Below are 18,691 nucleotides of genomic sequence, written 5' to 3' on the forward strand. Positions count from 1 at the left end.
TCACCGGTGGCTCAAGCGGCTCAAGCGGCTCACTGGCTCAAGTCACTCAGCGGCTCAGTGGCTCGTGTGGGAAGACCAGATCGCCTGGCTGCCGTCGTAGATGACGACGTTGCCGTCGTCCTGGACGGCCAGCCGCGAACCCGGGTGGCCCGCCGTCCTGGACGACCAGACGGCGCGGCCCGAGGCGGTGTAGACGACGAAGTTGCCGTCCTCCTGGAACACGGCTCTCCAGCCCTGGCCAACGGTTTTGGTGGCCCAGCGGGCTCTGCCGAACTCGTCGTAGATGACGAGGTTGCCGTCCGCCTGCATGACCAGCTGGGCCGTGTTGGAGGTCACCGACTGGTTCCGCTCCAGGGAGAACGGCGCGTAGAGCGTCTGCGTGGCCGTGGTGCCCGGCTTCACCGTCTTGGCCGCGACGGTTTCGGCGGCCGGGGCGACGTTGCCGGAAGTCGCTGCGGTCGCCTGTCCGGCGAGTGCCAGCACGGAGAGCGCGGCGGCTGCGACGAGTGTGGTGGTCCGCTTCCTCACGAAAGATCCTTTCGTCGAGTGGTGCATCCACAGGGGCTCCCCGGGGTCGGGAGCGCCGCATGTGACGTTGGCATCCCCGTACGCCGGTTGACCGCTGTACGACCGGGGATGACGCATTCGCATCACCTTTTGGCCGGGGCCGCGCCGGCTTCGTCCAGCACCCCGGCACCCCCAGTGCTCCAGCAACCCGGCAACAGCTCCGAGCCGGCGGCCCAGCCGTACACCCCCCGCCGCTAGCATCCGCACATGGATGCGAACGCCGGTTTCGACCCGTGGTCCCCCCAGTCCGTCGCCGACCCGTACCCGGGATACGCCCGGCTGCGGGCCGCCGGGCGCGCGCACTGGTTCGAGCCGAGCCGCCAGTGGCTGGTGCCGCACTACGAGGACGTACGAGCACTGCTGCGCGACCGGCGGCTGGGGCGCACGTACCTCCACCGCTTCTCCCACGAGGAGTTCGGGCGCACCGCACCCCCCGCGGCCCACGAGCCGTTCCACGTCCTCAACGGCCACGGCCTGCTGGATCTCGAACCTCCGGACCACACCCGCATCCGGCGCCTGGTGTCGAAGGCGTTCACCCCGCGCACCGTCGAGAACCTGGCGCCCGTCGTGGCGCGGCTGGCGGGCGAGCTGGTGGACGACCTGATCGCCGCGGGCGGCGGCGACCTGATCGGCGCGGTCGCCGAGCCGCTGCCCGTGGCCGTCATCGCGGAAATGCTGGGCATCCCGGCGGCCGACCGGAAGCTGCTGCGGCCCTGGTCGGCCGCGATCTGCGGGATGTACGAGCTCAACCCGGACGAGGAGACGGCGCGGAGTGCGGTGCGCGCCTCGCTCGACTTCTCCGCCTACCTGCGGGAGCTGATCGCCGACCGTCGCGCGCGCCCCGGCGACGACCTGATCAGCGCCCTCGTGCTGGCGCACGACGAGGGGGAGCGGCTCACCGAGCAGGAAATGGTCTCCACCTGCGTCCTGCTGCTCAACGCGGGCCACGAGGCCACCGTCAACACCACGGGCAACGGCTGGTGGGCGCTCTTCCGCAACCCCGGCGAGCTCGCCGCCCTGCGCGCCGACCCCGGGCTGCTGCCGGGCGCGATCGAGGAACTCATGCGCTACGACACGCCGTTGCAGCTCTTCGAACGGTGGGTGCTCGACGACATCGAGATCGCCGGCACGGTCATCCCGCGCGGCAGCGAAGTGGCCCTGCTCTTCGGCTCCGCCAACCGCGACCCCGCGCGCTTCCGCGCGCCGGACCGCCTGGACATCACCCGCACCGACAACCCCCACATCAGCCTCGGAGCGGGCATCCACTACTGCCTGGGCGCACCGCTCGCCCGCCTCGAACTCCTCGCCTCCTTCGGTACGTTGCTGCGCCGGGCGCCTCGGCTCCGGCTCGTGACGGAGCCGGAGTGGAAACCGGGCTTCGTCATCCGGGGGCTGCGGGAGCTGCTCGTCGCCTGCTGAGCGGGGCGGGGCGCGGCGTGCGGCAACACACCACCCGCACATCCAGTCCCTATGGTCGCCTTTTCGGGTGGTACGACGCACGGGGTGCATGGCTGGGCACACGGTGGAGAGGGTGACCCTGCCCGGATCGATCACCGCCACCCGGAGAGCCACTCGCATGCGCCGACTCCCCGCATTTCTGGAACGACCGAACCGCCCGGGCGGCGAGGCCTGACGGCATCAGTGATGCACCTCCGTACGCCGGCGGCCCGGTTCCTGACCGCCGCCTCGCTCGTCACCGGTCTCGTCCTGACCGGCTGCACGACCTCGCCATCCCGCCCTGCCGCCGACCCGGACGAAGTGATCAAGGCGGCCACTCAGCGCCTCACCGACGCGTGCCTCACCCGGCAGGGCCTCACCCCGTACCGCCCAGGGCAGAGCCCGCCGCCGGCCGCCGAACAGCAGCGGGTCTCCGACGCGCTCTTCGGCGCGGGCCCGGCGGAGCTGTCCGTCGCCCTGCCCACCGGCCACGTCGTGCGCGCCCACACCGACGGCTGCCTGGCCGCCGCCCAGCAGCGCCTCTACGGCGACCAGCCCCGCTGGTTCCGGACGTCCGTCATCGTCAACAACCTGGAGCCCGAAGCCGGCCGCACCCACCGCAGCCTCGCCGAAGTCCGCGACCGGCACCGCGCAGAGATCGCCGACTGGCGGCGGCTGCGCGGACACGCTCTCGCCGCGGCCACCACCCTGCTCGACACCCCACCACCGACGGGAGACACCCGACCATGAAGCGCCTGACCGCCCTCCTCGCCGCCGCTCTCATCTGCACCGGCACCGTCCTGGCCACGTCGGCCGACGCCGAGGCGGTGTCCTGCCGCCGCGGCTACTTCTGCGTCTGGACGCACGCGAACTTCGACGGCATGAAGATCGAGCACAGCGGCGACGACCACTGGTGGGAGGGCAACATGAACAACCAGGACTCCTCCTGGGCGAACCACGGCGTCTCCGGCCCGGGCGTCAAGGACCACGTCAAGATCTACGACGGCCGCGAGCTGACGGGCGGCGTCACCCTCTGCCTGGCTCCCGGGCAGGAGATCAGCTACAACGGGGGCGCGAACGACAAGGGCGGCTCCCACACCTGGGCCTCCCGCTGCTGAAGTTCCACGGAGGAACGCCCCGTAGAACGGGCCGCGTGCCCCGCCGCGCAGTGCGGCGGCGGGGCGTCAGGCCGTGCCGAACCAGGCCTCGGCCAGTGAGGACAGCGTCCCGTCGGTGGGCGCGGGCAGTTCCCGCAGGTACCAGGGGAGATTGCTGTACACGTGCAGCAAGGTGTACGCGAGCAGTTCGGCCGGCGCGAACGTCCGGCCGTACGCCGCGGCGAGCCGGGCCAGCAGCTCCGGATCGCCCCGGGTGACGAACAGGCCGACCCCGACGAAGTCGTAGGCACGGTCACCGATCATGGCCGGCTCGAAGTCGAAGAGCCCGGTCAGGTGCCGGCCGGCCGGGTCGACCAGGAGGTGCTGCCGCATCACCTCGGTGTGCAGCAGGGAACGGCGCGGCGCACGCGGCAGCGGTACCGAGTCCAGGAACTCCGGGATCTGCTCCAGCCAGGCCGCCGGCAGACCGCGTGCCCGCTGCTGTGTCACGGCACCCGCGCGCCGGCGGTCCAGGAAGGCGCCCCAGTCCCCGGGGCCCAGCACGTCCTCCAGGGGACCGGGGTCGAGGGAGTGGAGCTCGGCCAGCATCTCGCCGACCTCGGCAACGAGCCGTTCATGGCCGGCTCGCGGTATGCGCCCCCAGACACCGGCCAGACCCTCGCCGCGCAGGCGGGTCATCAGGACGTACTGCCAGCCGTTCTCGTACGGGCCGAACGCGCGCACCTGCGGCGTCGCAACAGGCAGCCGCCCGTAGAGGTGCGACAGCACCCGCCCCTCGGCGACGCCGTCCCGGGCAGCGGACCCGGGAAACAGCTTCAGGACGTGCTCGTCACCCACCGCGTAAACCGGCTGCGTCCCTTCCGTGAACCGCACCAGCGGCGCACCACCCAGCCCGAGACGCCGGCAGAGGTCCTCCACCCCCGGCCGCATCACGGCCTCGTCCGGTACGACCGCATCCCACTCTTCGTCAGCCTCCACGGGCGGCAACATGATCAGGACCGTAGGCCGACGCCCGCGGAGGGGCAACGGAGTTTCGCGGCCGGGTCCCTTGTGCGCAAGCTACTGCCGGGGTCTGACAATCGGTCCGCGCAGGTGCTCATGGCCTTGGATTCGGGGGCTGTGGTGGTCAGGATGAGGGCATGAAGATTGGGATTGCTCTTCCTCAGTTCGGAGATCATGCCCGGGCCGAGCTGGTCGCCGGGTTCGCGCGGGATGCCGAGGCTGCCGGGTTCGACTCCTTGTGGGTCGGGGACCGTGCGCTGGCGCCCGTCGCGCCCAGCGACCTGTATCCGGGATACACCCCCGACAACCCCTATCCACCCGGCTTCAAGACTGTCCTGGACCCGCTCACCGTGCTGACCGTCGCCGCCGCGGCGACGAGTCGCGTGCGGCTCGGTACCAGTACGCTCAACGCGCCCTGGTATCCGCCGCTGCTGCTCGCGCGGACGCTCACGTCGATCGACCAGGTCAGCAACGGCCGGCTGGACGCCGGGCTGGGGATCGGGTGGATGCGGGACGAGCACGCCGCCGTCAACTCCGACTTCAGCAAGCGGGGCGCCCGCTTGGACGAGATCCTCGACATTCTTCATGGCATCTGGAGCGAAGACGTCTTCGGTCATGAAGGGGGCCACTGGACCATTCCCCGCTCGTACTTCGGCCTGCACCCCGTCCAGCGGCCCGGCCCGCCCGTCCTCCTGGGCGGTGTCTCCGCCGCCGCCATGCGCCGCATCGGCAGCCGCGCCGACGGCTGGGTCGGCATCACCCTGCCGCCCGAGGCCCGCGCCGGGCTGTGGGCGACGGCCCGGCGTGCCGCGGAGGAAGCCGGGCGCGACCCGGACGCGCTCCAGCAGCACATCCGCCACAACCCGGGCCCGGACGCCTCCAGCGAGGACATCGCGGCGGTTCTGGCGGACGTACGGGACTCCGGCGCCGACGGCTGCTTCATCGACCTGCACCAGTGCGTACCGACGCCGGAGCGGGCACTGGAGCTCGGCATCAAGACCCTCGAACGCGTGCGCTCCGGCCGCTAGCCCCGTGAGCTTCTACCCCCGTGAGGCAGCGGCGGCGAGGCGGGTGCGGACGCCCATGTCGTAGGGGCACTGCGGGCGCAAGCTGACCCGTTCGCTCAGCAGGGCGCGCGCCAAGCCGAGGCGCCCCGCGTGCAAGGCGGCCTCCACCAGGGTCCTCTGGAGGGCGTCGCGCTGGGCGTGGCTGCCGCCGAAGACGTGGAAGCGGTGCCGGAGGGGAAGCAGCAGATCGACGGCCTCGTCGTACTGCTGCTTCCCGTACGCCACGAGGGCCCGGGAGACGGGCAGGCCGATCTCGGCCGTCATCGGGACGTTGGACAGAGCGGAAGACGCGCCCGGCCCGGTGTCCCGGAGCCACGCCTCGCGGTCGCGGATGAGCCGTTCGGCGTCGGCGATGCGGTCCGCCCCGACGTAGGCCATCACGGCGTGGACGTCGTTGAAGGCGTAGTAGGCGCCGTCCCGCCGCCGCTCCCAGGCGTCGGCGAGGGCGGGCCAGCGGTCGCCGGTGCCGGCCCCCGCGAGGTGCAGCCGCCACAGCAGTGACGCCGCGTCGAGCAGTTCCATCGCCGCGCCGGGCGAGTCCTTGTGGTGCAGGGCGGCGTCGTAGACGGCCAGAACCCGGTCCGTGCGCCCCGTCTCCAGGACGTACAGGGCGTAGTGCCACCAGTTGTGCACGTCCAGATAGTTGCCGTCGGACCAGTCGTCCCTGCGGGCGTCGAGGTAGCGGATGCCGTCCTCGTACCGGCCCTGCATCTCGTAGGCGTGCACGACGGCATGGATGCCCCACACGTCGCGCGCGTTGCGCTCCACGGCCTCCAGCGCCACGCGCTCGGCCAGGCCGTAGTGGCCGGCTTCTTCGAGACCGAAGGCGTACATGCCCTGGAGCAGGCCGTAGTGGGGGTCGTCCGCGTCCCAGGCGGTCAGCGCGCCGCCGATGCGGTCGCGCAGCAGGACGGCGTTGCCGGTGAAGAAGTCGGTCTGGTGCCCCACCGCGAGGGCGAGCGCGTCCTTCGGGTGCGCCACGGCGAGCTCGGCGAGCACTGCGCCGGCCCGGTGGATGTCGCCGCCGAGCCACGCGGCGGCGGCCTCGGCGTGCATGCGCTCACGGGGTGTCAGGTCCGCGTCGGGTACGGCCTGCCGGAACTCCCGGAACGACTTCGCCGCCCCGGCCGCGTCCTTCTCCTCCGTGCCCATCAGCCCGAGGTACGCCATGAGGACGTTTCCCATGGGCGAGCGGGGCGCGGCGTCGAGCACCGCCCGGGCCTCCGTGGTCACCTCTTCGCGGAAGAAGAGCAGATGGTCCAGCGCCTTCTCGTAGTGCCGCACCGCGTCGGCGCCGGTGTGCGTCATCGCATGGGCGTGCCGGTCCGCTCCCACAGCCTCAACCGTCCTTCCGCAGGGATCTCGTGTGCACGCTAGAGCCTGCCCCGCCGGTCCGGCCGGAAGCGTGGTGCCTGTCATCGGAGGCGTTGTCAGTGGCGGGTGCGATGCTGCGTCTGTGCGGCACGAGTACACGAGTACGTGCCGTACCGCTGTCACCTGCTGTAACGCTGTCACGTGCTGTCCGAGCAGCACCGAAGACACCGAAGACGAGGAGAACCTCCTGTGCGCATCGTGGTGAGTGAGTTCATGAGTCTGGACGGCGTCGTGCAGGCGCCGGGCGGGCCCGAGGAGGACACCGACGGCGGCTTCGCCCACGGCGGCTGGTCGCACCCCTTCTTCGACCCGGAGGTGGTGGGCGGAGCCTTCGCCGACGCGCTGGCGAAGGCCGAGGCGCTGCTGTTCGGGCGCCGCACATGGCAGACGATGGCCGCGGCGTGGCCTGAGCGGGCCGGGGACCCGTTCGCCGACCGGATGAACGCCATCCCGAAGTACGTGGTGTCCCGGACGCTGAGCGACGAGGACCTGACGTGGGACAACACCACGCGCATCCCCGGCGGCGAGGCCGTCCCCCGCATCCGGCAGCTGCGCGAGGGCGGCGGGGGCGACCTGCTGGTCATGGGGAGCCCCTCGCTCGTGCGGGCGCTCCTGCGGGAGGGCATGGTCGACGAGCTCCGGCTCGTGATCATGCCGGTGCTCCTCGGCGGCGGTAAGTCGATCTTCCCCGGCGACGGTGCGCAGCGCCCGCTCGAACTGGTCTCCACCGCCACCAGCCCCGCCGGCGCGCAGGTGTCCACCTACCGGCCGGTCGCCGAGAAGGAGAAGGATAAAGAGTAGGCGGGGGCTCCGGCCCTGCACGGCCCTGCGCTCCGCGACAGGACCGAAGCTCCCGTAGCAGCCGTTGGCGGGTGTCAGCCCCTCAGCGGTCCCTCGCAGCTGAAGTCCGCCGTGCCGGCGGGCCGGTCGCTCCAGAGGTCGACCTTGCCGAAGTCGCAGTTCATGTCGGCGAAGTTGTTGGTGCCCTTCTTCGCGCGGTCGAGGATGAAGTAGTCGACCGTCTCGGACATGTCCTTGAAGACGAGGTCGGAGTTGCCCGGGTCACTGAGGTTGGCGGTGATGCGGCCCGTGCAGACGAACCGGGGGCGGTCCGGGGAGCCGGCCGCGCGGCAGTCGGGCTGCATGCCGGTCGTGGCGTTGAAGGAGGCGCGCACGGTGGCGGGGTGCCCGGCGTCGAGCCGGTCCACGGGCGTGAACGCGGTCTCCGGCACGTAGAGGTCGGCGACCTTGGCGATCTGCTGGTCGAGGAAGGTGTCGTACGCGCGTTGCAGGTTGCCGTCCCGGCCGAGGCGGTTGCGCCAGGCGTCGAAGCCGGCCACGTCATCGGCGCGGAGGTAGCCGTACATCTCCTTGAGCAGCGACGGGTGCTCGTTCCAGAGGTACTCGAAGAACGTGCCGGCGTAGTTGTAGAAGCGGAAGCCGTCCCGGTCGTACTCGGCGTGCAGGAACTGGTCGACGGTCATGCGCGGCTTGCCGCCGGCCGTGTCGTTGATGATGCCCTGCACCAGCGACTTGCGGACCTTGATGCCGTCGTCGCGGGTGGAGCCGTCGAAGAACTCCGCCGTGCCCTCGTCCATCGCGGTGGTGCGGTCGCCCTGGTACCAAGGGCCCTCGCCGAAGGAGCCGGGCACCGCCCAGCGGCCGTTGAGGTAGTGCGTGTACTCGTGGCGGAAGAGCTCCTCCAGCGTCAGCGTGGAGTCCTGCGGGACGCGCCGCTCGTACGTGTAGAAGGTGGCGCCCTTCTCGATGTAGACGCCGCCGTTGTTGGTGCCCATGCCGGTCAGCAGCGGGTGGTAGATCTCGTAGTCGGCGCGCGAGGCGTACAGCACGATGTTCAGCGTCACGTTGGTGTCGCCCGCGAGCGGCTCCTCGGTGCCGAGGACGCGGTGGAACTGGGCCTTGACCTGCTTGCTCGCGTAGTAGAGCTTGTCGACGGTGGCCCGGGGCAGGGCCGTTCGGACGCTGATGCCGCCCTTGTCGTACGTGTACGTCTGCGGGAAGAGGCGGGCCTCGATGTCCGCCTTGCACACGCCGTACTGCTTGCACGCGCCGAGTTCGTTGAGCCAGGTGACGACCTTGCCCCAGGGCTCGCTGCCCTCGCCGAAGTTGCGGACGACCGTGGAGAGCACGCCGCCGAGGCCGGCCGTGATCTCGCTCTTCAGCGCGTCGACCTGGCCCAGCCGCCCGTACTCGCCGACGGCGTCGCGCACCACCCAGGCGTTGGGCGTGCCCTTGAGGTGGGTGTAGTCGGCGAAGGCCTTGAGGGCCGCGCGGTAGGCGGGGTCGGCGGCGACGGCGGTCTGGAAGGCGCTGTCGTGGTTGCCGGGGTAGACGCCGAGGTAGCTGAGGGAGAGCGTGGCGAGCGCGGCGCCGGCCCAGGAGGCGTCCTTGGCGGTCGCCGGGTGGGCGGCGTCCATCGTGGCCAGGACGCGCTTCATCAGGGAGAGCTGGTGCTGACGCAGGCCGGGGGCGCTGGCCGCGTAGAGGGCCTCGCGCAGGGACTCGGCGTTGCTGCGGGTGACGTCGAAGGTGCGGGCGGCGCCGCCGAAGGCGTTCACGGCGCGCCGCATGGCCTCGACGGTCGGCGCGTCGGTGATGTCGATCTCGGTGCGCGAGAAGTCGTGGTACGCGACCGCGTGGAGGTAGGTGAACATCTCCAGCAGGTGGCTGCCGTTCTTCCCGTCGTGCGCGGCGGCGAGGCCCTCGATGCGGCGGGAGACGGCCTGGACGTGCTCCCGCGACATGACCGGGGCCAGCCGCTGGTCCCAGGTCCACAGGATGGTGCGCAGGCAGCCGTCCGCGGTGACCGCCTGGTCGGCGAGGAAGTCCGCGAACTGCTCGGGTGAGAGGCGGGTGATGCCGTCGAGGGTGCACGGGACGGCGGTGGAGCCGAGGGTGGCGTGCGGGGCGGGGGAGACTGCCTTGCCCTTGCCGTCCTTCTTGCCCTTGCCGTCCGTCGACTTATCGGTCGGCCTGTCCGTGCGGGGCGGCCCGGGCACGCGCCCGTCGGTGAGCCCGCCCGGCGCGGAGGGGGACTGCGCGGCCGGCTTCGGGGCCTCGGCGAGGCGGGTGACCTCGTCGAAGGGGTTCGGCGTGGGGGTGTCCCGGTGCACGGCCGGCGCGGGCGCCGCGGCCGGGGCCGCCGGTGGGGGAGTGGCCGCGAAGCCGGGCTGCGCGGCGGTGGTGGCGCAGAGCGCCGTGGCTATGGAGGCGGTGAGCAGGGCTGCGCGCAGGGATCTGCGCGGGGTTCTGGAGCGGTACACCGATGTACTCCTGTGTGTGGGAGGTATGAGTACGTGGCGCGGACCGGGCTTCAACTGCCGTCCGGTGGGCGACAGGTGGGGGAGCGGGTGTCCGCGCCATGTCATGTGTAACGTAGTAATGTGAAATGGTACTGACAACCCCTCAGACACCAAGGGTTGTCCAAAGTGTCAGCCGGAAGACGCCGACTCCGCCGAGCGTCAGCCGGAAGGCTCCGGCTCCGGGAAGTGGCAGGCGACCTCCCGCGCCTCGCCCGCCGTCGCGACCCGCAGCAGCGGCACCTCGCTCCGGCACACCTCCCGCGCCTTCGGGCAGCGCGGGTGGAAGGTGCAACCGGGCGGGGGAGCCGCCGGGCTCGGGAGGGTGCCGGACAGCATGATGCGCTCCCGGGCCCGTTCCGCCGCCGGATCCGGCAGCGGAACGGCGGACAACAGGGCCCGCGTGTACGGATGGGCCGGGGCCGCGTACACCCGCTCTTTGTCGCCGGTCTCGACGATCCGCCCCAGATACATCACGGCCACCCGGTCGCACACCCGCTTCACCACCGACAAGTCGTGGGAGATGAACAGGAAGGCCGGACCGAGCTCCTCCTGCAACCGCGCCAGCAGATTGACGATCTGCGCCTGCACGGAGACGTCGAGTGCCGACACCGGCTCGTCGGCGACGATCAGACGGGGACCGGTGGCCAGGGCCCGCGCGATGCCGATGCGCTGCGCCTGCCCGCCGGAGAACTCGTGCGGATAGCGGTCCAGGTGCTGGGGGAGGAGCCCGACCAGCTCCAGCAGCTCCGCCGCCCGCCTCCGTGCGCCCGCCGCGGAACCGCCCTGCACCAGCAGCGGGTCGGCGATGATCCGGGCCGCGGTCCAGCGTGGGTTGAGGGACGAGTGAGGATCCTGGAAGACCATCTGCAACTCCCGGCGCAGCGGCTTGAGCGCGCGCTGCCGCAGTCGGCTGATGTCCCGCCCGTCGTAGACGACCGACCCGGCAGTCGGCTCCAGCAGCCGTACGATCATGCGCCCGGTCGTGGACTTGCCGCAGCCGGACTCGCCCACCAGCCCCAGGGTCTCGCCCGCCGCCAGGTCGAACGAGACGCCGTCGACGGCCCGGACGGCGGCGGAGCGCGCCCGCCGGCCGGGAAAGGCCATCCAGCCCGGGAAGGCCGTCCGGCCGGGGAAGGTCATCTTCAGGTCCCGCACGGAGAGCAGGGGAGCAGGGGGAGCGGGCAGGGGCGCGACAGGAGCAGCAGCGGCGGCGGTCATCGGGTGCCTCTCCGGGCGTGGGCGGCGGTGTGCGGGGACAGGTGGCAGGCGACCAGGTGCCCCTCGGCGGAGCGCAGTTCGGGCCTGGTGTCCTCGCAGCGCGTGCGCTCGGCCGGCGCCGCGGCCGCCGCCCGCGGGCAGCGCGGCGCGAACGCGCACCCCGGCGCCGGATCCAGCAGCGACGGCGGGCTGCCGGGGATGGCGCGCAGGGGCTCGTCGTCGCCGTCGTCGAGGCGGGGGAGCGAGTCGAGCAGCCCGCGGGTGTAGGGGTGGGCCGGCGCGGCGAACAGGGCGTCCACCGGGGCCTGTTCGACGGCCCTGCCGCCGTACATCACCAGGACCTCGTGGGCCACGCGGGCGACGACGCCGAGGTCGTGGGTGATCAGGACGACGGCGAGGGCGCGCTGCTCCTGGAGCCGGGCGATCAGCTCCAGGATCTGGGCCTGGACGGTGACGTCGAGGGCGGTGGTCGGTTCGTCGGCGATGAGCAGCTCGGGTTCGCAGGCGAGCGCCATGGCGATCATCACGCGCTGGCGCATGCCGCCGGAGAACTGGTGCGGGTACGCGCCCGCGCGCAGTGCGGGCTCGGGGATGCCGACCTCTCCGAGCAGTTCGGCGGCCCGCCTGCGGGACGCGGCCCGGCGGGAGCCGAAGTGGACGCGGTGGTGCTCGGCGATCTGCTCGCCCACCGTGTAGTACGGGTGGAGGGCGGACAGCGGGTCCTGGAAGATCATTGCCATGCGGCGGCCGCGCAGCCGGTTGAGCTCGCGCTCGGCCAGTCCGGTCAGCTCCCGCCCGTCGAGGACGACGGAGCCGGTGACCTCGGCGCCGGTGTGCAGGCCCATCACGGCCAGGGAGGTGACGGACTTCCCCGAACCGGACTCCCCGACGATGCCCAGGGTGCGGCCGCGGTGCACGGAGAAGCCGAGGCCCTCCACGGCCCGGACCGGACCGCGCCCGGTGGGGAAGGTGACGGTCAGATCGCTTACGCGGAGCAGGGGTTCGCCGGCCATCAGTACCTCACTCGCGGGTCGACGACGGCGTAGAGCAGGTCGACGGCCAGGTTGGCGACGACGATGAAGGCGGCCGCCAGCAGCGTGACGCCGAGGATGACCGGCTGGTCGCCGGTGGACAGCGCGCCGTAGAAGAGACGGCCGATGCCCGGCAGGCCGAAGATGGACTCGGTGATGACGGCGCCCGCGAGCAGCCCGCCCAGGTCCATGCCGAAGAGGGTGAGGACGGGAGTCATGCCCGCCCGCAGCCCGTGCTTGACGACGACGGTGCGGCGCGGCAGGCCCTTGGCGCGGGCGGTGCGGATGTACGGCTCCGCCATCGTCTCGATCATCGAACTGCGGCTCTGGCGCGCGTACATGGCGGCGTAGAGCACGGCCAGTGCGAGCCAGGGCAGGAGCAGGTTGGACGCCCAGTGCACGGGGTCGCCGGTGAGGGGCACGTACTGCGGGTAGGGCAGCAGGCCGGCCGTCCGGATGAGGCCGTAGATCAGCATCATCGACGTGAAGTAGACCGGCAGGGAGGCCGCGGCGACGGCGCCGGTCATCAGGGCGCGGTCGGTGAGGGTGTCCTTGCGCAGGGCGGCGGTGACGCCGGCGCCCAGGCCGAGGGCCAGCCACAGCACGGACGCGCCCAGGGCCAGCGAGGCGGAGACCGGCAGCCGGTCCATGAGCAGGTCCCAGACGGCTTCGGAGTTCTCGTAGGAGTAGCCGAGGCAGGGGAAGGCGCAGTGCAGGGCGTAGCGGCCGCTGCCCATGGTCCGGCCGGTGAAGATGCCGGTGACGAAGTCGGCGAACTGCCGCCACAGCGGCTGGTCCAGGCCCATGTGGGCGCGGATCGCCGCCAGCCGCTCCACGCTGCACGCCTTGCCGCAGGCGGCGGCCGCGGGGTCGGAGGGCAGGACGTAGAAGATGGTGAAGGTGACGGCGGCGACGGCGACGAGGACGCCGGTGACGGCGAGGAGCCGGCGGGCGAGGTAGAGGATCATGCGCGGGCGCTCCTCGGGTCGAGGACGTCGCGCAGGGCGTCGCCGAGCAGGGTGAAGGCGAGCACGGTCAGGAACAGGCAGGTGCTCGGGATGACGAAGTACATGGGGTCGGTGTCGTAGAAGGCGACGCTCTCGGCGATCATCTGGCCCCAGGAGGGGGTGGGCGGGCGGACGCCGACGCCGAGGTAGCTCAGGGCCGCCTCGGTGGCGATCATGCCGGGGACGATCAGGGTGGTGTACGCGATGACGGGCCCGGTGACGCCGGGCAGGACGCTGCGGGTGAGGATGCGCCAGGGCCCGGCGCCGGCGAGGCGGGCGGCGTCGACGTGCTCGCGGTGCTTGAGCGAGAGGGTCTGGCCGCGCACGACGCGGGCGATGCCGGGCCAGCCGAACAGGCCGATGACGGCGGTCATCAGCACGATGCGGTTGACGTCCTTGGCCACCGACAGCATGGCGATCATGAAGATGAGGGAGGGGAAGGACATGGTGAGGTCCATCAGGCGGGAGAGCACGGCGTCGGTGCGGCCGCCGAAGTAGCCCGCCGCGATGCCGGCGGCCGTGCCGGCGACGACGACGATCGCGGTGGCGGTCAGGGCGATGAGCAGGGACACCTGGGCGCCGTGCACGACGCGGGCGAACAGGTCGCGGCCGGTGACGGGTTCGACGCCGAGCCAGTGGTGGGGGGAGATGCCGCCGAGCGGGCCGAGGGGCCGGCCGCCGAGGTAGGGGTCGACGGCGGTCTTGTCGAACTCCTCGGGCGTCCGTCCGGCGAGCGAGCTCAGCAGCGGGGCGCCCGCCGCCATGAGCAGGAACAGGGCGACGACGGCGAGGGAGACCTTCACGGAGGTGCGGCGGCGCAGTTCGGCGCGGGCGAGCCGCCAGGGGCCGCTGCCGGCGGAGGCCTCGGCGGGGACGGGGGAGGCGGTGGTCATGGCGGCCTCAGCCCCGGCTCTTCGCGGGGTCCTTGAGGCCGGCCGTCGCGTAGTCGAGCTGGCCGCCGAAGGACGGGTGCCCGTACGCCCCGGCGATGTTGCTGCCCAGGACGAGTGGCCACCGCCGCACCAGGACCGGCACGGCCGGTGCCGCGGCGAGGATCTCGCCGTCCAGTTGCCGCCAGGCCCTGACGGCCTCCCCGGTGTCGGTCATGGCCGCGATCTCGTCCATCCGCCGCATCGTCGCGTCGTCGCGGAAGAGGGAGTGGTTGCCGGAGTTGCCCCTCTCCTTGATGAAGCGGCCGTCGAAGACGAAGGGCAGGAAGGTGGAGCCGGAGGGGTAGTCCGGGCACCAGCCGGTGTACACCAGGTCGGTGCGGTTCGCGGTGTCGCCGATGGTGGCGTAGAAAGCGGACGGGTCGACCGTCTCGATGGTGACCTTGATGCCCGCTTTCGCGAGGGACTGCTGGATCGCCTCGGCCCGGCCCTTGTCCCCGGTCGAGACCGTCATGCTCGTCGCGAAGCCGCCCGGCTTGCCGGCCTCCTTGAGTAGTCGGCGGGCCTTCTCCGTGTCGCCGGCGACGGGGATCCCGAGGGTGTCGGGCTGCTTGCCGCCGAAGAGGGAGGCGGGCATGTACGCGGTCGACGGCTCGTTGAAGGCGGGGCCTCCGGAGGCGGTCAGGACGGCGTCCCGGTCGAGGGCGTACTGCACGGCCCGGCGGACCCTGACGTCGTCGAAGGGGGCGCGGCCCGTGTGCATCTGCACCATGTCCGTGCAGTTGGTGGACTCGGCGATGAGCCGCTGCCTGACCTCGGCGTCGGGCAGCACCTTGGCGCCGCTCTCGGGGCGCAGGGCGCTCCAGGAGACGGCGGAGGCGTCCGCGCCGCGGCTCTCCGTCAGCCGGTCGTCGATCTGGCCGCCCTTCAGGCCCATGACGACGACGATCCTGTCCGGGTACGCCTTGCGGACGTCATCCGTGGCCGGGTCCCAGTGGTCGTTGCGCACCAGGACGAGCTTCTTGCCGCGCGCGTAGGACTCGATCTTGTAGGGGCCGGAGGAGAACGGCCGGTTGTCGTACTGCGGGCCCTTGTCCCGCGCCTGCGGTACGGGCGCGAAGGTGGGCATGACGGTGGCGTAGGGGAATTCGGCGAAGGGTTTGCGTAACTCGAAGACGATGGTGCGGTCGTCCGGCGTCCGGACGGAGTCCAGGTGCTTGCCCTCGGCGGGGCCGCGGTAGCCCTCGGCGCCGGCGAGGTAGCGGGCGGCGTAGTCGGCGCCGCCGGGCAGGTCGGGGGAGAAGGACCGCTCGACGTTGTACTTGACGTCCTGCGCGGTGACGGGTGAGCCGTCCTCGTACTTCACGCCCTGCCTGAGGTGGAACGTCCAGGTCCTGGCGTCGGCGGACGGGGTGCCGAGGCCGGTGGCGAGGTCGGGGGTCAGTTCGCTGCCCTGTTTGCCGGGCGCGGCCTTGTAGGTGACGAGGGTGCGGTAGAGCAGCCGGGTGCCGAAGTCCATGGCGTTCATGACCCAGTTGCGGGCCGGGTCGAGGTGGGTGAAGTCCTGGTCGGAGAGCACGGTGAGGGTGCCGCCCTTCCGCGGAGTGCCGCCGATCACCGTGCCCTCGCGGACGGCGGCGCGATCTTCGCCGTGCGCCGGCTGCTGCGGGACGGAACAGCCGGTCGGCCCGAGGGCGATGGCGGCCGCCGTGACGGCGGTCAGGGCAGTACCCGTGCGCTTGTTCATCAGTGGTCACTCCGTGAACGGTCGAACAGCCAGGAGGCGGCCGAAAGGCAGTCGAGAGGCAGTCAGGAGGCCGCCTGAGGCTGAAATGTGACCCGTAACATAGTAATGTGAAATTGCACTGACAAGACGTCAGTCATCTGACGGTGGCTCCGTTACCCACCTGTGCCCGAGGAGGACATCCCGTGAAGGAAGCCGAAGGTGCCACGACCCGAACGGCCAGTCATGACCTGCCGGTCTCGGCGGAGTTCCAGGCATTCATGGCCGGCAACTGGGCGCCGACCCCGCTGTCCGGCGACATCCGGCTGCCCGTCGCGGACCTCGCCGCCGCACGCCGGGCCAAGCTCTCGGCGCGCTTCCCCGGCGAGCGCCTGATCGTCCCCGCCGGCGAGCTCGCCGTCCGCTCCAACGACTGCGACTACCGCTTCCGGCCGCACAGCGCGTACGCCTGGCTGACCGGGCTCACCGGCGAGGAGCAGGTGGGCCACGTGCTCGTCATGGAGCCCGACGGACCGCACGCGCACGAGGCGGTGCTGTACGCGCGGCCGCGCTCGGCCCGCAACGGCACGGAGCTCTACCGCGACCGCCGCTACGGCGAGTTCTGGGTCGGCCGCCGCCCCGACCTCGGCGAGGCCGAGCGCATGACCGGCATCCGCTGCGCGCACCTGGACGCCTACGGCGCGCTGCCGTCGGGCCGCGACGCGTCCCGCGACGCCGGGCTCGCCACCGCGCTCAGCGAACTGCGGCTGGTCAAGGACGCTTGGGAGATCGGGCAGTTGCAGCAGGCCGTGGACCACACCGTCGCCGGATTCGAGGACGTCGTACGGGCGCTCCCGCGCGCCCTCGCCCACCCGCGCGGCGAGCGGTGGATCGAGGGCGTCTTCGGCCTGCGCGCCCGGGCCGAGGGAAACGGCACCGGCTACGAGACCATCGCCGCCGCGGGCGCGCACGCCTGCTACCTGCACTGGATACGCAACGAGGGGCGGCTCGACCGCGGCGAACTCCTGCTCCTGGACGCGGGCGTGGAGACCGACAGCCTCTACACCGCCGACCTCACCCGCACCCTGCCGCTCTCGGGCCGCTTCTCGCCCGTCCAGCGGCAGGTCTACGACCTCGTCCTCGCCGCCCAGGACGCGGGCATCGCCGCCCTCAAGCCCGGCGCGAGCTTCCGCGACTTCCACCGGGCCGGGATGCGCGTCATCGCCGAAGGGCTCGCCGAATGGGGCGTCCTTCAGCACGCCGAAGGCGACTTCCACCGCCGGTACACCCTGTGCAGCAGCGGCCACATGCTCGGCCTGGACGTCCACGACTGCGCCCAGGCGCGGGCGGACGCCTACCTCGACGGCGTCCTGGAGGAGGGGCAGGTGCTCACCGTCGAGCCCGGGCTCTACCTCCAGCCCGACGACGAGACGCTGCCCGCCGAACTCCGCGGCATCGGCGTGCGCATCGAGGACGACCTGGTCATCACCGCCGACGGGGCGCAGCTGATGTCGCACGCGCTGCCGCGCACGCCCGACGCGGTCGAGACGTGGATGGGTGAACTCCTCGGCGGCTGAGGGAAGGTGAGGGAGGCGGCGGGGGCGGCCGGGCGGCGGGCGGTCAGGTCCGGACCAGCTCTTGGCAGCGGCAGTGCAATGTGAAATATTACTGACGTGCCCTTGAGTAACTCCCCGGGCGTCAGCGACGCCCGCGACCTCATCGTCGTCGGAGCGGGAGTGGTCGGCGCCGCCTGCGCCTACTACGCCGCCCGCTCCGGCCTCACCGTCACCGTGCTCGACCGCGGCCCTGTCGCCGGCGGGACCACGGGCGCCGGCGAAGGCAACCTCCTGGTCTCCGACAAGGAACCCGGCCCCGAGCTCGAACTCGCCCTGCTCTCCAGTCGGTTGTGGCAGGAGTTGGCGGAAGAGCTCCCGGCCGGGATCGAGTACGAGGCCAAGGGCGGCCTCGTCGTCGCCTCCGACGCCGCCGGCACGGCCGCCCTGCGGAAGTTCGCCGCGGCCCAGGCCGAGGCGGGCGTCACCGCCGAAGAGGTGCCCGCCGACCGGCTCCACGACCTGGAGCCGCACCTGGCGCCGGGGCTCGGGGGCGGCTTCCACTACCCGCAGGACGCCCAGGTCCAGCCCGCCCTCGCCGCGGCCCACCTGCTGCGCGCCTCGGGCGCCCGGGTGCGTACCGGCGAGGAGGTCACCGCCGTCCTCACCGGCGCGCACGGCGAAGTGCGGGGCGTGCGCACGACCGCCGGTGACCTGCACGCCCCGCACGTCGTCAACGCCGCCGGCACCTGGGGCGGCGACGTGGCACGGCTCGCCGGGGCGCACCTGCCCGTGCTGCCCCGCCGGGGCTTCGTGCTCGTCACCGAACCGCTGCCGCGCGTGGTGCGGCACAAGGTCTACGCGGCCGACTACGTCGCCGACGTGGCCAGCGGATCCGCCGCGCTCCAGACCTCCGCGGTGGTCGAGGGCACCCCGGCGGGCCCGGTCCTCATCGGCGCCAGCCGCGAACGGGTCGGCTTCGACCGCACACTGTCGGTGGAGGTGCTCCGCCGCCTCGCCGCGCAGGCCACTGAGCTCTTCCCGGTGCTGGCGAAGGTACGGGCCATCCGCACGTACGCCGGCTTCCGCCCGTACCTGCCCGACCACCTGCCCGCCATCGGCCCCGACCCCCGCGTTCCCGGGCTGCTCCACGCCTGCGGCCACGAGGGGGCGGGCATCGGACTCGCCCCGGCCACGGGGGCGCTGATCGCCGCGGCTCTGACGGGCCGGCAGCCCCCCGTGCCCCTGGCGCCGTTCAGGCCGGACCGCTTCGGGCCGGACCGCTTCGGGTCCGATCGCTTCGGGTCGGCGTGAGCGCCCGCCGTTCGGGCCGGTGCCGTCACCGCGCCCGGTCCCGGGAAGCCGCGCCACCACTGTCCCC

General features: G+C 72.3%; 16 protein-coding genes. 7 read left to right on the plus strand and 9 right to left on the minus strand.

What is annotated here, in order from left to right:
* Nucleotides 1-54: 54 nt before the first annotated feature.
* Nucleotides 55-528 (minus strand): hypothetical protein, encoded by a 474-nt coding sequence (locus tag D7231_RS31570; RefSeq protein WP_158673848.1) that lies wholly within the window; start codon nt 526-528, stop codon nt 55-57.
* A gap of 246 nt (nt 529-774) precedes the next feature.
* On the opposite strand from D7231_RS31570, the gene D7231_RS31575 reads away from it, so the two are divergent.
* The 3 genes from D7231_RS31575 to D7231_RS31585 all read left to right on the plus strand — a co-directional run bounded on the left by D7231_RS31575 (nt 775) and on the right by D7231_RS31585 (nt 3,122).
* Nucleotides 775-1,986, plus strand: coding sequence for a cytochrome P450 (locus D7231_RS31575; protein WP_120759201.1), 1,212 nt, complete (start codon nt 775-777; stop codon nt 1,984-1,986).
* Between the two features lie 225 nt (nt 1,987-2,211).
* Nucleotides 2,212-2,754: a hypothetical protein gene (locus D7231_RS31580; protein WP_199739495.1), complete on the plus strand. Its 543-nt coding sequence runs from the start codon at nt 2,212-2,214 to the stop codon at nt 2,752-2,754.
* Nucleotides 2,751-3,122 carry a peptidase inhibitor family I36 protein gene (locus D7231_RS31585; RefSeq protein ID WP_120759205.1) on the plus strand — a complete coding sequence of 124 codons (372 nt, stop codon included), beginning with the start codon at nt 2,751-2,753 and terminating at the stop codon, nt 3,120-3,122. Before D7231_RS31580 ends, D7231_RS31585 begins: the two co-directional genes overlap by 4 nt.
* A gap of 66 nt (nt 3,123-3,188) precedes the next feature.
* Here D7231_RS31585 and D7231_RS31590 read toward each other — a convergent pair whose 3' ends face one another.
* A complete protein-coding gene (locus D7231_RS31590; protein WP_199739496.1) occupies nt 3,189-4,112 on the minus strand; it encodes an aminoglycoside phosphotransferase family protein in 924 nt (307 codons plus the stop codon).
* A gap of 149 nt (nt 4,113-4,261) precedes the next feature.
* Between D7231_RS31590 and D7231_RS31595 the strand changes: the two genes are divergently transcribed.
* Complete coding sequence (locus D7231_RS31595; RefSeq protein WP_120759207.1) at nt 4,262-5,152, plus strand: TIGR03619 family F420-dependent LLM class oxidoreductase; 891 nt, start codon at nt 4,262-4,264, stop codon at nt 5,150-5,152.
* A 12-nt stretch (nt 5,153-5,164) separates the two neighbouring features.
* On the opposite strand, the gene D7231_RS31600 is transcribed toward D7231_RS31595, so the two are convergent.
* Nucleotides 5,165-6,499, minus strand: a complete 1,335-nt coding sequence (locus D7231_RS31600; protein ID WP_228775630.1) for a tetratricopeptide repeat protein — start codon at nt 6,497-6,499, stop codon at nt 5,165-5,167.
* Between the two features lie 255 nt (nt 6,500-6,754).
* Between D7231_RS31600 and D7231_RS31605 the strand changes: the two genes are divergently transcribed.
* The gene (locus D7231_RS31605) at nt 6,755-7,366 is read left to right on the plus strand and encodes a dihydrofolate reductase family protein (protein WP_120759211.1); all 612 of its coding nucleotides are present in this window, start codon (nt 6,755-6,757) and stop codon (nt 7,364-7,366) included.
* A 74-nt stretch (nt 7,367-7,440) separates the two neighbouring features.
* Here the strand turns inward: D7231_RS31605 and D7231_RS31610 are convergent, their stop codons facing one another.
* The 6 genes from D7231_RS31610 to D7231_RS31635 all read right to left on the minus strand — a co-directional run bounded on the left by D7231_RS31610 (nt 7,441) and on the right by D7231_RS31635 (nt 15,781).
* Nucleotides 7,441-9,849 carry a collagenase gene (locus D7231_RS31610; protein ID WP_242000028.1) on the minus strand — a complete coding sequence of 803 codons (2,409 nt, stop codon included), beginning with the start codon at nt 9,847-9,849 and terminating at the stop codon, nt 7,441-7,443.
* Between the two features lie 198 nt (nt 9,850-10,047).
* Complete coding sequence (locus D7231_RS31615; protein ID WP_120759215.1) at nt 10,048-11,106, minus strand: ABC transporter ATP-binding protein; 1,059 nt, start codon at nt 11,104-11,106, stop codon at nt 10,048-10,050.
* Entirely contained in the window at nt 11,103-12,119 is a 1,017-nt protein-coding gene (locus D7231_RS31620) for an ABC transporter ATP-binding protein (RefSeq protein WP_120759217.1), read from the minus strand. The genes D7231_RS31615 and D7231_RS31620 overlap by 4 nt, the downstream gene beginning before the upstream one ends.
* On the minus strand, nt 12,119-13,105 hold the full coding sequence (locus tag D7231_RS31625; protein ID WP_120759219.1) for an ABC transporter permease: 987 nt from the start codon (nt 13,103-13,105) through the stop codon (nt 12,119-12,121). The genes D7231_RS31620 and D7231_RS31625 overlap by 1 nt, the downstream gene beginning before the upstream one ends.
* On the minus strand, nt 13,102-14,037 hold the full coding sequence (locus D7231_RS31630; protein WP_120759221.1) for an ABC transporter permease: 936 nt from the start codon (nt 14,035-14,037) through the stop codon (nt 13,102-13,104). The genes D7231_RS31625 and D7231_RS31630 overlap by 4 nt, the downstream gene beginning before the upstream one ends.
* 7 nt (nt 14,038-14,044) lie before the next feature.
* Nucleotides 14,045-15,781 carry an ABC transporter substrate-binding protein gene (locus D7231_RS31635; protein ID WP_120759224.1) on the minus strand — a complete coding sequence of 579 codons (1,737 nt, stop codon included), beginning with the start codon at nt 15,779-15,781 and terminating at the stop codon, nt 14,045-14,047.
* A gap of 182 nt (nt 15,782-15,963) precedes the next feature.
* Between D7231_RS31635 and D7231_RS31640 the strand changes: the two genes are divergently transcribed.
* Both D7231_RS31640 and D7231_RS31645 read left to right on the plus strand, forming a co-directional pair.
* Nucleotides 15,964-17,334 carry an aminopeptidase P family protein gene (locus D7231_RS31640; RefSeq protein WP_242000029.1) on the plus strand — a complete coding sequence of 457 codons (1,371 nt, stop codon included), beginning with the start codon at nt 15,964-15,966 and terminating at the stop codon, nt 17,332-17,334.
* Between the two features lie 102 nt (nt 17,335-17,436).
* Complete coding sequence (locus D7231_RS31645; RefSeq protein ID WP_228775631.1) at nt 17,437-18,624, plus strand: NAD(P)/FAD-dependent oxidoreductase; 1,188 nt, start codon at nt 17,437-17,439, stop codon at nt 18,622-18,624.
* Nucleotides 18,625-18,691: the final 67 nt, after the last annotated feature.

The organism is Streptomyces klenkii, from assembly GCF_003626645.1.
GTDB lineage: Bacteria > Actinomycetota > Actinomycetes > Streptomycetales > Streptomycetaceae > Streptomyces > Streptomyces klenkii.

Excerpts from the sequence above, each read along its gene's own strand:
- D7231_RS31575 (WP_120759201.1), top strand. The coding sequence starts at position 775 with ATGGATGCGAACGCCGGTTTCGACCCGTGGTCCCCCCAGTCCGTCGCC.
- D7231_RS31580 (WP_199739495.1), top strand. The coding sequence starts at position 2,212 with ATGCACCTCCGTACGCCGGCGGCCCGGTTCCTGACCGCCGCCTCGCTC.
- D7231_RS31585 (WP_120759205.1), top strand. The coding sequence starts at position 2,751 with ATGAAGCGCCTGACCGCCCTCCTCGCCGCCGCTCTCATCTGCACCGGC.
- D7231_RS31590 (WP_199739496.1), bottom strand. The coding sequence starts at position 4,112 with ATGTTGCCGCCCGTGGAGGCTGACGAAGAGTGGGATGCGGTCGTACCG.
- D7231_RS31595 (WP_120759207.1), top strand. The coding sequence starts at position 4,262 with ATGAAGATTGGGATTGCTCTTCCTCAGTTCGGAGATCATGCCCGGGCC.
- D7231_RS31600 (WP_228775630.1), bottom strand. The coding sequence starts at position 6,499 with ATGACGCACACCGGCGCCGACGCGGTGCGGCACTACGAGAAGGCGCTG.
- D7231_RS31615 (WP_120759215.1), bottom strand. The coding sequence starts at position 11,106 with ATGACCGCCGCCGCTGCTGCTCCTGTCGCGCCCCTGCCCGCTCCCCCT.
- D7231_RS31620 (WP_120759217.1), bottom strand. The coding sequence starts at position 12,119 with ATGGCCGGCGAACCCCTGCTCCGCGTAAGCGATCTGACCGTCACCTTC.
- D7231_RS31625 (WP_120759219.1), bottom strand. The coding sequence starts at position 13,105 with ATGATCCTCTACCTCGCCCGCCGGCTCCTCGCCGTCACCGGCGTCCTC.
- D7231_RS31630 (WP_120759221.1), bottom strand. The coding sequence starts at position 14,037 with ATGACCACCGCCTCCCCCGTCCCCGCCGAGGCCTCCGCCGGCAGCGGC.
- D7231_RS31635 (WP_120759224.1), bottom strand. The coding sequence starts at position 15,781 with ATGAACAAGCGCACGGGTACTGCCCTGACCGCCGTCACGGCGGCCGCC.